The following is a 14,653-nucleotide window of genomic DNA, read 5'->3' as shown; positions in this document are numbered from 1 at the left end:
GAGCAGAGTTGGGGCTGGAGAGCGGTCAGCCCAGGCGTATTTCGACGGCGCGCCCGGTGTAGACCACCTCGCGCAGCGGTTTGGATTGCAGCGTCGGCACGCCGTCGCCGAGGCGGTGGATGCGCAAGCGCTTGGTCGTGCGCATGCCCGCGAAGCGCCCGCTGCGCGCCGCCAGGCGCAGCACGCCGCGCTTGTCGTCCCAGGTCATGCGGATCACGCTGAACCCGCCCTTCTCGTAGGCATAGTCCAGGCCGCTGTCCTCGTAGAGGTCGAAGGCGCCGTTGGCACCGGGCACGACGTAGAGGTCGAGCACCTCACCGGTGGCCTCGGCGGTGGACTGCAGCACCGGCCCGAGCGGCAGGATGCTGCCGGCGCGCAGGTGCAGGGGCACGCGCTCCAGCGGCGACGCCACGTCATGCGTGCGCCCACCGGCGCGCCGCTCGCCTGTCCAGAAATCGACCCAGCCGCCGGCGGACTGCGGCAGGTACACCGGCCAGCTCGACACCTCGGGCGCCAGGACAGGTGCCACATGCAGGGCGCGGCCGAACATGTAGCTGTGCGCCTGGTCCAGGGCCTGCTGGTCCTGCGGGAAGTCGAACACCAGCGGCCGCATGATCGGTGCGCCTTTCGCATGGACCTCGTGGGCCAGGCTGTAGAGGTAGGGCAGCAGCTGATAGCGCAGCTCCAGGTACTGGCGCGCGACCGCCTCCACCTTGTCGCCATAGCGCCAGAACTCGGTGTTGGTCATGTAGCCATGCACGCGCTGCAGCGGCAGGAACGTGGCGTACTGGAACCAGCGGATCAGGCGCTCGTGGTAGGCCTTGTCTGTGAACTGGCCGTCGCCCGGGCGGAAGAATCCGCCGGCGTCGACCGTCCAGTAGGCATAGCCGGCGGCGGCCATGTTCAGGCCCGCGGGGATCTGCCGCTTGAGTGTGTCCCAGTCGTTGCCGATGTCGCCCGACCAGGTGGCTGCTGCATGGCGTTGCTGCCCGGGGAAGGCCGAGCGCGTGAGGATCATCACGCGCCGGTCAGGCGCTGCCTGGCGCTGTCCTTCGTAGACGGTGCGCGTGACGTGCCACGGATAGGCCAGGCGCACGCGCTCACCGCGGCCTGCCGCCGTACGCCGACCTACCAGGTCGTCGTTCTCGGGCTCCGTCGCGTCCTGCCACCAGGCGTCGATGCCGAGCTTGAGCAGGCGTTCGCGCTGGTTGTTCCAGTAGAAGGCGGCGGCCTTCGGGTCGAAGAAGTCGACCCAGTCGGTCTGGTCGATGTAGTGACCGGCGGCTGCGGTGCTGCGGCCGAGCTCGGTGTCGCGCCCGATCTTGGCCCACACCGACAGCATGAGCCGCCCGTTCAGGCCGTGCACCTCGCGCACCAGCGCGGCGGGATCGGGGTAGTGGGCCTCGTCGAAACGCATCGCGTTCCAGCCGTGGCGACCCCAGTACTGCCAGTCCTGCACCATCACGTCGACGGGCAGCTTGCGGCGGCGGAACTCGCGCAGCGTGTCGACGATCTCTTCCGACGAATGGAAGCGTTCGCGGCAATGGATGTAGCCATAGGCCCAGCGCGGCATCATCGGCGTGGCCCCGGAGATCTCGCGATAGCCCTCGAACACCTCGTCCGCGCTGGGGCCGGCGATGACGACGTAGTCGATGGCATCGGCCACCGGTGAGCGCCACGCCGTGCTCGCGCGCACGGCGCCAAAGCGCAGAGAGGGAGAGTCGTCCTTGTCGGCGTGGATGCGCACCTGGTGTTCGCCTGCCGGCAACTCGACGACAAAGCCGACCGTCGGCGGCAGCCAGTGGTTCACGATCTCGACGCAGGACTTGCCGTCGATCTCGACGGAATGGCGCGAACCCATGGCGCGGCCAACGTCGAGGAGGAAGGCGAAACGGCCGGCCGTTTCCGTTCGGAACGTGCCTTCAAAGCGCGTCAGGTTGCGCACGACCTGCGCATTGCCCGTGGTGGTCGTCACATCCACGACTTCGGCCTTGCTTTCGGCGTTGACACGGCTCAGCGCCACGAGCTGCTCGGGCGTGTTCAGCTCGGCCATGCCGTTGTTGTGCCAGAGCAGGCCGTAGCCGCGGCTGGACAGCATGAAAGGCAGGCTGATCTGCGTGTTCACCTGCGTCAGGCGGCGCGGATGACCGCGCAGGTCCATGGCGCCGTCCTGGAAGCAGCCGGTGCCGTAGAGCCGCTCGCCGGCGGGCGACTCGAACACCTGCTCGGCGATGAACACGGGCTCGTCACCCAGCCGCGACGGCGTCAGCCGCCGGGTGCCGGGCGCTTCAGCGAGCAGCAAGGCGCCGTTGCGGTCGAAGAAGCGCAGCGCCCCGGTCCCGTTGTCCACCTCGCAGCGGATGGCCGGCAGTTCCAGTCGGGTAGTGTCCGCGCCCGGCGTCTGCTTCATGAGGGGCTTCGCTCGGCCGGGCAGCAGCGCGAGGCTTGGTGGCGGCGCCTGCATCGTGGCCTGCGTTTGGGCCTGCGGAGGCAGGAAGCGCACGCGCAGCGCCCGGTCGCAGAGCGCGCTGATCCGCAGCGTGCCCTGGGGCGTCGTCAGTACCCATTCCGGGACTAACGACGGCTGCGCGCGGTGGGCCGCGGCGTTCCCGGGCGCCAGGTCGCCTGCGGCGGCGTTCGCCACGCTGGAGGAGGAGGCCATCGCGACCGTTGCTGCCGCAGCGCCTAGTGGGGTGGCGGCTGCGGCGAGGGCGGCCTGCAATGCCTCGCGCCGGGAAAGGGTGGCTTTGGTGTATTTCATGCAGTCAGGCCGTTGCCGCGGATCTTCACCACCACGGCCGGCGACCCGGCCAGGCCCTCGGGCAGCTTCACCTCCAGCCCCTTGCGAGTGCGCTTGAAGGGCAGGCTGTCGCCGGAGCCCAGGGCCTCGATGCGCTCGATGGCACCCGGTGCCACGTTCGAGTCCTGGGCCAGCGTCTGGATGCGCAGCACGCCGTCCTTGGGCCAGCCCAGCGCGATGGCGTAGAGGGCGCCGCCCTTGGTCGTGAAGCGGATGTCCTCGGCCGTCAGCGGCTTGGAGCTGCCTTCGCTGAACATGCCGCTGCCCACCTTCGTCGGGCCCTCGCCAAAAGTGCGCCAGGGGCGCGTGCCGTAGATGGCTTCGCCATTGCGGGCCATCCACGTGGCGATCTCGCCGAGGATCTTCTGTTCGTCGGCATCGATGGTGCCGTCGCCGCGCATCGGCACCGACAGCAGCAGGTTGCCATTCTTGGAGACGATGTCGCACAGCCGGTGGATGACCGTGCTGGCGGGCTTGTACTGGTGGTTGTCGAACAGGGAGCGGGCGTAGTGCCAGTCGCCCAGGCAGGTGTCGGTCTGCCAGGGCAGCGGCTCGATGCCGTCGCGAAAGCCCCGCTCCACGTCCTCGACGACGCCACTGCGCCACTCGGCGGGCAACACCTTCGCGTTCAGCACCGCCTCCAGCTTGCCGCCATTCCAGGCCATGCTGGCGTTGTAGTAATGCGCCGCGATGTCCAGCCCCGCCTGGCCGAGCGGCAGGCCGTGGTTATCCATGTAGATGAGGTCGGGCTTGTAGCTGTCGATCAGGTCGCGGCAGCGCAGGTACCACGAGCGCGTGAAAGCGAGGTTCTGAAGCGGCGGCTTCTCGTCCCAGTAGTAGGTGTTCTGGTCATGCCAGGCTTCGACGCTGCGGATGGTCTTGAATCCGTCGGGCATGACGATGTTGCGTCCGGTGTAGAGGTCCTGCGGGTCCAGGCCTTCCCACCATTTGCCCTTGCCGTCGGCCTTGGTCAGGTTGAAGGCGTCGTAGCGCTGGCCGGCGTAGGGGCCTTCGGGGTCGTAGCCATAGGCCGACTGGTACCAGTGCCAGGCATGCGCGCCGTGGTTGCTGACGCCGAAGCGCAGGCCGCGCGCTCGGGCGGCCTTCTCCCAGGTGCCGACGATGTCCTTCTTCGGGCCCACGCGCATCGTGTTCCAGCCGTGGTACTTGGAGTTGAAGGTGTCCTGGTTGTCGTGGTGGTTGGCGAGCGCGACGAAGTACTTCGCGCCCGCCTTCACGTACAGGTCCATCAGCGCTTCGGGCTCCCAGTTCTCGGCCTTCCAGCGGTTCTGGATCTCCATGAAACCGGACTTCGTCGGGTGGCCGTAGGTCTTGATGTGGTGGTCGTACTGCCAGTTGCCCTGGATGTACATGCGCCGGGCATACCAGTCGCCCATCTCGGGCACGCATTGCGCGCTCCAGTGGGCCCAGATGCCGAACTTGGCGTCGCGGAACCAGTCGGGCGTTTCGTAACCGTCGACGAGGGAGTCCCAGTTGGGCTTGAAGGGAGTCGGCGCGGCCTGCGCGGCGGGCAGGCCGGCGGCGCCCATCGTGGCGGCCGTGGCTTGCAGCAGCGAGCGGCGGGAGAGTTTCTGTGTCATGGCTTGCTTTCAGTAAAAGGGGTGGCCGCTCATGCGAGGCCCGGGCCGCGGACCTTCAGCGCGATCGCGGGCGAGCCGGCCAGGCCGTCGGGCAGCCGTACCTCCAGCCCTTGCGGGGTGCGCTTGAAGGGCAGGCTGTCGGTGGAGCCCACGGCTTCGACGCGCTCGATCACGCCCGGCGCCAGGGTCGAGTCCTGCGCCAGTGCGGCGATGCGCATGACGCCGTCCGTCGGCCAAGCCAGCCCGATGGCGTAGAGCGCGCCGGCCTTGGTTGTGAAGCGGATGTCCTGGGTGGTGAAGTTCCTGAGTTGGCCTTCGCTGAACATGCCTCCTCCGATCTTCGTTGGCCCTTCGCCGAAGGTGCGCCACGGCCGTGTGCCATGGATGGCCTCGCCGTTGCGGCCCATCCAGGCGGCGATGTCTTCCAGGATCTTGCGCTCGTCGGCGTCGATGGTGCCGTCGCCGCGCAGCGGGATGGACAGCAGCAGGTTGCCGTTCTTGGAGACGATGTCCGCCAGGCGGTGGATGACGCTGGCGGCCGACTTGTAGCCGTGGGCGTCGAAGATGCCGCGGTTGTAGTGCCAGTCGCCGATGCAGGTGCAGGTCTGCCAGGGCAGCGGCTCGATGCCGGCGCGCTGGCCCCGCTCGAGATCCTCCACCACGCCGCCACGCATTTCGGGTGAGAGCTCCTTGGCGTTGATGACGGCCTCCACCTTGCCGCCGTGCCAGGCCATGCTGGCGTTGTAGTAGTGCGCCGCGATGTCCAGGCCGGCCTGGCCGAGCGGCAGGTGAGCGTTGTCGAAGTAGACGAGGTCGGGCTTGTAGCTGTCGATCAGGTCGCGGCAGCGCAGGAACCACTGGCGAATGAACGCCGGGTTGTTCGGTGGCTCCACGTCCTTCCAGGTGTAGTAACTGCGCTTATGCCATTCGGTGGCGGCGGCCACGGTGCTGATGCCGTCGGGCATCACCCTGTTGGGCCCCGTGTAGAGGTCCTGCGGGTCCAGGCCTTCCCACCATTTGCCCTTGCCGTCGGCCTTGGTCAGGTTGAAGGCGTCGTAGCGCTGGCCGGCCAGCGGGCCTTCGGGGTCGTAGCCATAGGCAGGCGCCAACCAGTGCCAGGCTCGCGACGAGTGGTTGCTGACGCCGAAGCGCAGCCCCTTGGCGCGAGCCAGCTTGGCCCACGTGCCGACGATGTCCTTCTTGGGACCGACGCGCACCGAGTTCCAGGGGTGGTACTTCGAGTCGTAGGCGTCGAAGTTGTCGTGGTGGTTGGCGAGCGAGACGAAGTACTTCGCACCCGCCTTCACGTACAGGTCCATCAGCGCTTCGGGGTTCCAGTTCTCCCCCTTCCAGCGGTTCTGCATCTCCATGAAGCCGACCTTCGTCGGATGGCCGTAGGTCTTGACGTGGTGGTCGTACTGCCAGTGGCCCTGCATGTACATGTTGCGGGCATACCAGTCGCCCCTCTCGGGCACGCATTGCGCGCTCCAGTGCGCCCAGATGCCGAACTTGGCATCGCGAAACCAGTCGGGCGTGCGGTAGCCGTCGACGAGGGAATCCCAGGTCGGCTTGAACGGGGCGGGGGCGGCTTGCGCGGTGGGCAGCCCGGCGCCGCCCATCGTGGCAGCGGTGGCTTGCAGCAGCGAGCGGCGGGAAAGTTTCTGCGTCATGGCTCGCTGTTAGTGAAAAGGGCGGCCGCTCATGCGAGGCCAGTGCCGCGCACCTTCAGCGCGATCGCGGGCGTGCCGGCCAGCCCTTCGGGCAGCCGCACCTCCAGCCCTTGCGGGGTGCGCTTGAAGGGCAGGCTGTCGGTGGAGCCCACGGCCTCGACGCGCTCGATCACGCCGGGCGCCAGCGCCGCGTCCTGAGCCAGCGATGCGATGCGCATGACGCCGCTCTTGGGCCAGGCCAGCCCGATGGCATAGAGCGCCCCGGCCTTGGTGGTGAAGCGGATGTCCTGGTCGGTGAAGTCCTTGACCTGGTTTTCGCTGAACATGCCGCCGCCGATCTGCGTCGGCCCCTCGCCGAAGCTGCGCCACGGGCGCGTGCCATGGATAGCCTCGCCGTTGCGGCCCATCCATTCGGCGAGCCCGTCCAGGACCTTGCGCTCGTCGGTGTCGATGGTGCCGTCGCCGCGCAGCGGGATGGACAGCAGCAGGTTGCCGTTCTTGGAGACGATGTCCACCAGGCGGTGGATGACGCTGGCCGCCGACTTGTAGTGATGGCCCTCGAAGACACCGCGGTTGTAGTGCCAGTCGCCAATGCAGGTGTCGGTCTGCCAGGGCAGCGGCTCGATGCCGGCGCGCTGGCCGCGCTCGACGTCCTCGACAATGCCCGCTCGCCATTCATGCGGGATCTCCTTGGCGTTGAGGACGGCCTCCAACTTGCCGCCGTGCCAGGCCATGCTGGCGTTGTAGTAGTGCGCCGCGATGTCCAGGCCGGCCTGGCCGAGCGGCAGGCGGGAGTTGTCGAAATAGACGAGGTCGGGCCGGTAGCTGTCGATCAGGTCGCGGCAGCGCAGGAACCATTGGCGCGTGAACGCGGGGTTCTGTGCCGGCGGGTTCTCGTCCCAGACGCGGTCGTGCTTCTCATGCCAGTCGTGGGCGGCCTGCGTGGTCTTGATGCCGTCGGGCATCACCATGTTGCGGCCCGTGTAGAGGTCCTGCGGGTCCAGGCCTTCCCACCATTTGCCCTTGCCGTCGGCCTTGCTCAGGTTGAAGGCGTCATAGCGCTGGCCGGCCAGCGGCCCTTCCGCGTCGTAGCCATAGGCCGGCTGCAACCAGTGCCAGGCATGCGCCGAGTGGTTGCTGACGCCGAAGCGCAGCCCCTTGGCGCGGGCGATCCTGGCCCAGGTGCCAACGATGTCCTTCTTGGGACCGACGCGCACCGAGTTCCAGGGGTGGTATTTGGAGTCGTAGGCGTCGAAGTTGTCGTGGTGATTGGCGAGCGAGACGAAGTATTTGGCGCCGGCCTTGGCGTACAGGTCCATCAGCGCTTCGGGATCCCAGTTCTCCGCCTTCCAGCGGTTGTTCATCTCCATGAAGCCGACCTTGGTCGGGTGACCGTAGGTCTTGACGTGGTGTTCGTACTGCCCGCTGCCCTGGATGTACATGTGGCGGGCATACCAGTCGCCCGCCTCGGGCACGCACTGCGCGGTCCAGTGCGCCCAGATGCCGAACTTGGCATCGCGGAACCAGTCGGGCGTGCGGTAGCCGCCGACGAGGGAATCCCATGTGGGCTTGAAGGGAGAGGGCGCTGCGTGGGCGGCAGGCAGGCCGGCGGCGCCCATGACGGCGGCGGAGGATTGCAGCAATGCGCGGCGGGAAAATTTTTGATTCATGGTGCTCAGGGTTTGAGTGAGAGGGGAGCGTCGGCCGGCATGCCGTAGACGATGCCGCGGCCCACAGTGCTCATGTAGACCAGGCCTTCGACGTTCATGTCACCCATGACGAACTCGCCGTTGCCGGGGCCGCCGAACTGATGCGCGTCGTCGTTGATGCGCTGCCAGTTGGCGCCGGCATCGATGGAGCGGTACACCCCCAGCGGCTTGCCCCGGGGCGAGCCCCAGATGAAGACGGTAGGGAAGGGCGCGTTGGCCATGGCCTTGCCGAAGCCCACGGCGCCGCAGTGGGCGATGTTGGAGAAGGTCGTGAACGTTCGGCCGGAGTCGGTGGAGCGCGCCAGCCCGCCGGCCTTGAGCGCCACCCAGACATCACCTTCGCGCCCCGGCGCCACGCGCACCAGCGTTGAGCCGTTTGCGGCCAGTTGGGCCGTGGCGGCGAAGCTGGCGCCGCCGTCAGTGCTGACGCGCACGGTGCCGCGGTCGTAGGCGTAGAACTTGGCGGGGTTCACCGGGTCGCCCACCGGCCGCATCGGCGCGCCTTCCAGGCCGCGCACGGCGGTCCAGACGGGCTTGGCCTCGGTGAAGTTGGCGGCGCGGACAGTGCGGTTGCTGCCGTCTGCCTGGCGGAAGCTGTGCAGCAGCGCAGCGCCATCGGCCGACAGCGCCAGCGTGCCGTAGTCGCCCTGCATGCCGGCCACTTCGGTCCAGGTGGCAGCGGTGTCGGCGGAGCGGTACATCTTCTTGCCGCCCACGCGCACGACGACCGCCGTGTTGCTGCCCGCGACGGCGAGGCCGGTGGTCGAGCCCAGGCGGGGTTCGTGGATGGGCGCAAAGGCGTCCAGCTTCTGGTGGCGGAAGCCGTCGTAGTCGGCGATCACCGATAGCAGCGGGCCGCCCGGCACGCTGACGGCCACGTTGGGCACGGTTTCCTCCAGGCCCTTGACGGTGAAGGTCCACGTGGCCGGCGTGGCGTCGATGTCGGCCGTGCGGAACACACCGTTGCCGGAGGTGACCCAGACGGCGCGGGTGTCGAAGGGGTCGAATTCGATGGAGCCCGTCCAGTGGATGGCGTAGGCCGAGATCCAGCTGACGCCGCTGGTGTCCATGGCGAAGCCGCGCTCCACCACGTCGGTCCAGTTGCGGCCACCGTCGTTGCTGACGTAGAAGCGGTCGCCAGCGTTCTTGCCACCTTGCGGCATCCAGGTGTTGATGGTCGAGATGACCAGCCGCTTCGCATTGCGCGGGTCGACCGACACGCCCGAGAACGCCCGGTTGATGCCCTTGGGTGTGACGTTGGTCCAGCCGCCGCTGGCGACCTTGTATTTCCAGACCTGGCCGGCCGTCAGCGGCTCCGGCGGGTCGAGCTTCTTCCAGTCGCCATGCGGGCCTGAGCCGTCGCCATAGGTGATGTAGAGATGGCCGTCCCCGGCGAGCGTCGCGCGCTGTGGGATGTAGGCCGACGGCGCCTCGGCCACCGGCTTGAAGCTGGCGCCGGCGTCGTCGCTGCGGTAGAGGTTGGGGCCGACCGAGCCGAAGCGCGACACGCCCACAAAGATCCGCTGGGCCGTGCCATTGACCACGCTGGTTGGATCCAGCAGCACGAAGCTGATGCCCGTCTCGTTGGGCGTGGTGGTCACCGGCAATGCGTCGACCCGCTTGAAGCTGGCGCCGGCGTCAAGGCTCTTGAACAGGCCGTTGGCACGCGAGCCGACATAGAGCACCTTGCCGTCACCCGGGTCGACCTGCATCTTTTCGCCATTGCTGCGGCCCAGGCTGTTGCCATTGGCGCGGAAGAGGTGGCTCACGTCGGTGATGCGGCTGAAGGTGGCGCCGCGGTCGGTGGAGCGCATGACCGCAGTCTTGCCGCCGCTGAAGTAGGGCACCCCGGCCAGCAGGTAGACGACGGCGCTGTCCTTGGGGTCGAGTGCCAGGGCGTCCACGCTCAGCAGTCCGACGTCGGCCTCGGACACACCGTCGAGCAGCGAGGTCCAACTCGCCTTCGCGGCGTCCCAGCGATAGGCACCACCCACGTCGGTTCGGGCGTAGATGAGGCCGCGCTCTGTCTGGCTCGGCACGATGGCCGCCACATAGCCGCCGCCGCCGATGGCGAGGCTGTCCCAGCGATAGGGCTCGGCCTGGCTCAGAGAGGCCAAAAGCGCCAGCGCTGTTGCCAGCAGCGGGCGCCAGAAAGTCTTGGTAGATATCAGTTTCATTTCGGTCGACGCGATCACGCGCGAGCCTTTAAACAGTAAAGACCGGGTCGTGAAATCACGACCCGGTCTGCGTCGTCACATCACTTGGCGTTGTCGACGATGGCCTTGATCAGGTCAGGGAAGTACTGAGCACCGGTCGAGCGGTTGAACAGCCCGAACTGGTGGTTGGCGTCATAGCCGTTGTCCCACCACGTCGGCACGAGGCCGTGCTGGAAGGCCGACTTGGTCACGTACTTGGTCCAGGCGGTGCGGTAGGTGCCGGCCGGGTCGTACTCGGACTTCAGGACCGCGCCATATTCACCCATCAGCACGGGCAAGCCGGCGTCGACGAAGCGGGTCTTCAGCTTCTGGAACTGCGCGTCGACGTAGGCCTCGTTGGCCCAGGTCTCGGTGACGGCCGGGTTGGTCGCGGTCGCGCCCCACTGCCAGATGTTGCTGCCGCCGTCGAGGGCGAAGTGGTACGGATCGTAGAAGTGCACCTCCAGGAACATCCGGTTGGTCGCGGAGTCGTTGGGCTTGATGAAGCCGTTGTAGGTCGAGTCGATGTTGGTGTTGAAACCCTGCACGACGAGATGGCGCTTGGCGTTGTTGCCGCCCGTGGCCCGCACCGTGTCGACGAAGACCTGGTTGAACCCGTTCTGGACGGCCTGGTACTCGGCCGTCGGCGGGCCGTAGTCACCAGCCACCATCACCTCGTTGGTGCCGGCGAACAGCAGGAAGTCGTCGTAGTTCTTGAAGTTGTTGGCGATCTGCGTCCACAGCTTGGCCAGGCGGGCGTTGGCGCTTGCCTGGTAGGCGTAGGTCGGGATCAGCCAGCTGCCTTCATGGTGGGTGTTCATCACGACGTACAGGCCGGCGTTGCGGGCATAGCCGACGACCTCGGTGACACGCGCCATGAAGGTCGGGCTGATGTTGCCGTTGGCGTCGGCGTACTGGTTCCAGCTGACGGGCAGGCGTATGGTCTTGAAGCCGGCCGCCTTCACCGCGTTGATCAGTTGCTGGTTGATCAGCGGGTTGCCCCAGTTGACCTCGTTGGGTGAGGCATCCAGCGAGTTGCCCACGTTCCAGGCGGGCGACATCAGCTGCGACAGCTGAACGCTCGTCAGGTCGCGCATGGAGCCGGGCACGGTGATCACGAAGGCCTGCGTGCTCTTGGCGCCGCAGCTGTTGGTGTACGTGGCGGTGGCCGTGCAGCTGGCAGCGGGCGTGATGGTCTGCTCGCGTGCCGAGCCTGACGTGCCGCAGCCGCTCCAGCCCCACGAGCCGCCGGTCACCGGCTGCGGGCCGAGGATGGCCGAGTTGCCCGCCGTGACCGAGGCCGATGCCGTCTGCATCCAGGACCCGTTGGCGCTGATGTAAGGCGTGATGGCCGTCGGCGTGCAACTGCTGTTGCGCGTGGCAGTGGCCACGCCAGAGTTGTAGCTGCCGCCGTTGGTCGTGAACTTGACCCAGTACCAATAGGGCGTGCCGTTTGCGGCCGTGGAGTCGGTGTAGCTCCTGGCGCTACTGCCCGGCGCGGCGATGCGGCTGCGGCCGTTGGGGTCGGGGTCGGTGTCGCGGTAGACCTCCAGGCGCGTGACGTTGCCGCTGACGGTCCAGCCCAGCTGTACGTTGTCGGTCGTGCCAGTGGCCGTCAGGCAGACGGTGGTACCGCCGCCGCTGCCACAGCTTTGTGCCTGGGCCAATGGGGCCCCGCTGACCCCCAGGGCCAGCAGCAATGTGGATAACAAGGCTCTCATGGTTCTACCTTTCAAGGTTGAAAGTGCTCGGCCGGTTGTCTCCGCCGGATGCGAGCGTTATGGACGGTCGGCGCCAGGGCTTGGGCATAACCGTCGAACAAGGTGAAGGAGGTGCGGCAAGCCCGGTGCCATGATTTGGACGCCAGCCTGCCGAGCTCTCGGTTCAATTGCTGTAGAGCACGCCGCGGCCCCCGCCGGCGGCGTAGATCCGGCCGTAGGTGTTCCAGTCACCCGCCAACCTGGTTATGCCGCCGAACTGATGGGCATCGTCGTTAAAGCGGGTCCAGGTGCTGCCTGCATTGTTGGAAGCCCACAAACCCCACTGGCCGTTGATCACGCCCACCACGTAGACCGCGGCGGAGTACGTCGCGCCAGGGGCTGCCTTGCCCAGAGTCAAGGCACTGGCACCGTTCACGTCGGGCCAAAAGTCGCTGCCGAAAACAGACGCGAAGTTGTTGAACTTGGTCCAGGTGGCGCCCGAGTCGACCGAGTGGTACACGGTATTGCCGTCAGCCACCCAGATGTCGCCCTCGACGTTCGGGTTGACCGCCATCCCGGTCAGGAAATACGGATTGCCCTTCATATTTGCCGACACCGAACCCTGGCTCAGCGTGAAGTTGTGGCCGCCATCCGTCGAGACGTAGAACTTGCCCGGACCAGCAAACACGGAGCCGCCCGAATCGTAGGCATAGACCTTGTTCGGATTCCTGCGATCCACCGCGAGCCGGTATGAGCGAGGGAAGCCGGACGTCTCCGGCAGCGCGGGGAGATTGGTCGCCGTCCAACTGGCGCCATTGTTGGTGGTGTAGGACGGCACGGTATCGGCCGGCGCCCAGATCGCGTTGTTGCGTGAGGTGACAGCAATGTTCGACGATTCGTGCGTATTGGTCGCGGCGCCGGGAGGCAAGGTGGCAAAGCGTGTCCATGTGGTGCCGCCGTCGCCCGACCAGTACCCGAATCCTTTGTGATCCCCGTGCGTGACGCCGATGAGGGCAATGTATTGCGGATCCGACCAGCTCATGTCGGCGGAATTGCCATTGCTCCAGCCGGTGTTGGGGCCTTTGGTCGGCGTCGTCGCGAGGTCTGTCTGGACCCAGGGGCCGATGTCGCCCGCGCTGCTGATGAACTTGTAGGTCGCACCGGCTGGCGGGGTGATGAGCGCCAGCGTGGCAGTCTCTTCGAGATTGTTCAGCTTGGTGGTCCAGCTCGGTGTCGCCGACGAGGCGTTCATCGTCTCCCAGATGCCGGGACCGTCAAGGTGCAAGATGTGGTCGCGGTTGTTCGGATCGATCTCGATGTCGTCATTCCAGCCCCAGTACCCGGCGCTGTTCTGCTCGTGGGGCATCATGGACTCGATTTCGCGCCAGGTGCTGCCTGCGTTGTCGGACAACTGGGTGATCTTCTGGCCGGTGAAATCGCCCCAGGTAGCGCTCACGGCCAGCGCGATGCGGGTGGTCGGGCCGCTGCCGTAGACGGACACGCCGCCGTAGCCGCCCGTGGTAGTGCTGCTCAGCAAGGTCCAGGCGCCGCCATTGATACCGGTGTACTTGTAGAGGTAGCCGGGACCGTCGCCGCCCGGGCCTGCGTTCTTGTTGAACACCACGTAGTAATTGCCGTCGGCGGCGCGCGCGAAGTGCGGGATGTAATACCCGGCGACGGCGGCCGGCACCGCGACCGGCGTCCATGAATAGCCGTTGTTGCTGGACCTGTAGAAGGTCGAGGTCAGGCCCGCTGCGGTGGCATAGTCGGGAGCGATCGCGACCCACATGTTCCAGGTCGGCTGGCCGCCACCCACGTTCCCGTTGTCGAAGATGATCTGCTCGACGCCGACCATGGCGTTGGTCGTCGTGTAGGAAGACAGGCTCGTCTGCGCCCAGGTTTGGCCGGAGTTCGTGCTCTTCCACAGGCCGGCCTTGGTCGAACCGTAGAACATCGTCGACGGATTGGTCGGATCGAGCCTCAGGCGCTCGCCAATCGCCCGACCGGTATCGGCGCCGGCGAGAAACGGCAGCGTGACCCATGTCCAGCTGTCGCCGCGGTTGCTGGAAATGTACAGGCGAGCGTTCTTCTTGCTATCGCCCGCGACCATGTAGACCCGCTGGTCGTTGGTTGGATCGAGGGCGATGCTTTCGACGGTGTGGAAGGCTCCTTCTATCCCCCCCCCGAAACCCGGGCCATCGGTGATCGGCACCCATTTCGACGTGGCTTGGTCCCAGCGGTAGGCGCCGCCGACGTCCGTCCGGGCGTACAAGAGGTTCGGGGTCGTCGGGTGATAGATCAGGCCGTCGACATAGCCGCCGCCGCCCCACTTCACGCTGTTCCAGGTGCCCACCTTGATGGAGAACGCCTGCTGGGTCTTGGCGCCACAGCTGTTGGTGTAGGTGGCGGTGGCCGTGCAGGCCGCGGGCGGCTGAATGGTCTGCTCGCGCGCTGCACCGGCGGTGCCGCAGCCGCTCCAACTCCACATGCCCCCGGATATCGGTTGCGGGCCGAGGATGGCCGAGGCACCAGTCTTGATGGTGGCCGATGCCGTTTGCGTCCACGTGCCATTGACGTTGATGTAGGGCGTGATGGCGGTCGGCGCGCAGGTTTGCGCCAGCGCCAGCGGGGCTGCGCTCGTGCCAAAGGCAAGCAGCAGCGCGTGTATCAAGGTTCTCATGTTCTACCTTTCAGTGAAGGTGCTCGGCCGGTTGTCTCCGCCGGTCACGAGCGTTATGCAGCGGCAGACCGGCGCCAAGAACTGGACACCGGCCTGCCGAGCCCTTGTTTCAGTTGCTGTAAAGCATTCCGCGGCCGGTGCCGCTGATGTAGATCCGGCCGTAGATGCCTTGATCGGCCGCCATCACGCCGATGCCGCCGAACTGGTTCGCGTCGTCGTTGAAGCGCGTCCAGGTGGCGCCGCCGTCATCAGAGCGATGCACGCCCCACACGCCGTTGCTGACGCCCACAACGTAGAC

Annotated in this window: 8 protein-coding genes; all 8 read right to left on the bottom strand. The window is 66.9% G+C overall.

Going from position 1 to position 14,653, the window contains the following annotated elements; all coding sequences use genetic code 11:
• Positions 1-25 precede the first annotated feature (25 nt).
• Positions 26-2,761, bottom strand: coding sequence for a TIM-barrel domain-containing protein (locus ACXJLH_RS28625; RefSeq protein WP_457447810.1), 2,736 nt, complete (start codon positions 2,759-2,761; stop codon positions 26-28).
• Entirely contained in the window at positions 2,758-4,401 is a 1,644-nt protein-coding gene (locus tag ACXJLH_RS28620) for an alpha-L-fucosidase (protein WP_457447809.1), read from the bottom strand. The genes ACXJLH_RS28625 and ACXJLH_RS28620 overlap by 4 nt, the downstream gene beginning before the upstream one ends.
• Positions 4,402-4,430: 29 nt before the next feature.
• Positions 4,431-6,071, bottom strand: a complete 1,641-nt coding sequence (locus tag ACXJLH_RS28615) for an alpha-L-fucosidase (protein ID WP_457447807.1) — start codon at positions 6,069-6,071, stop codon at positions 4,431-4,433.
• A 29-nt stretch (positions 6,072-6,100) separates the two neighbouring features.
• Complete coding sequence (locus ACXJLH_RS28610) at positions 6,101-7,741, bottom strand: alpha-L-fucosidase (protein ID WP_457447806.1); 1,641 nt, start codon at positions 7,739-7,741, stop codon at positions 6,101-6,103.
• A gap of 5 nt (positions 7,742-7,746) precedes the next feature.
• Positions 7,747-9,957, bottom strand: coding sequence for an exo-alpha-sialidase (locus tag ACXJLH_RS28605; RefSeq protein ID WP_457447804.1), 2,211 nt, complete (start codon positions 9,955-9,957; stop codon positions 7,747-7,749).
• An 80-nt stretch (positions 9,958-10,037) separates the two neighbouring features.
• Positions 10,038-11,696, bottom strand: a complete 1,659-nt coding sequence (locus ACXJLH_RS28600) for a cellulase family glycosylhydrolase (protein ID WP_457447802.1) — start codon at positions 11,694-11,696, stop codon at positions 10,038-10,040.
• A 163-nt stretch (positions 11,697-11,859) separates the two neighbouring features.
• Positions 11,860-14,355: a dockerin gene (locus ACXJLH_RS28595; protein WP_457447800.1), complete on the bottom strand. Its 2,496-nt coding sequence runs from the start codon at positions 14,353-14,355 to the stop codon at positions 11,860-11,862.
• A 109-nt stretch (positions 14,356-14,464) separates the two neighbouring features.
• Positions 14,465-14,653: hypothetical protein (locus ACXJLH_RS28590; RefSeq protein ID WP_457447798.1), on the bottom strand; the 189-nt coding region annotated here is incomplete at its 5' end.

The sequence above is a fragment of the Roseateles sp. P5_E4 genome, assembly GCF_054049255.1.
The sequence above is the reverse complement of the archived record's forward strand: the minus strand, read 5'-3'. Positions and strand labels throughout refer to the sequence as shown.

Bases quoted from the DNA above. Each gene is read 5' to 3' on its own strand.
- ACXJLH_RS28625 (WP_457447810.1), bottom strand. From the start codon at position 2,761: ATGAAATACACCAAAGCCACCCTTTCCCGGCGCGAGGCATTGCAGGCC.
- ACXJLH_RS28620 (WP_457447809.1), bottom strand. From the start codon at position 4,401: ATGACACAGAAACTCTCCCGCCGCTCGCTGCTGCAAGCCACGGCCGCC.
- ACXJLH_RS28615 (WP_457447807.1), bottom strand. From the start codon at position 6,071: ATGACGCAGAAACTTTCCCGCCGCTCGCTGCTGCAAGCCACCGCTGCC.
- ACXJLH_RS28610 (WP_457447806.1), bottom strand. From the start codon at position 7,741: ATGAATCAAAAATTTTCCCGCCGCGCATTGCTGCAATCCTCCGCCGCC.
- ACXJLH_RS28605 (WP_457447804.1), bottom strand. From the start codon at position 9,957: ATGAAACTGATATCTACCAAGACTTTCTGGCGCCCGCTGCTGGCAACA.
- ACXJLH_RS28600 (WP_457447802.1), bottom strand. From the start codon at position 11,696: ATGAGAGCCTTGTTATCCACATTGCTGCTGGCCCTGGGGGTCAGCGGG.
- ACXJLH_RS28595 (WP_457447800.1), bottom strand. From the start codon at position 14,355: ATGAGAACCTTGATACACGCGCTGCTGCTTGCCTTTGGCACGAGCGCA.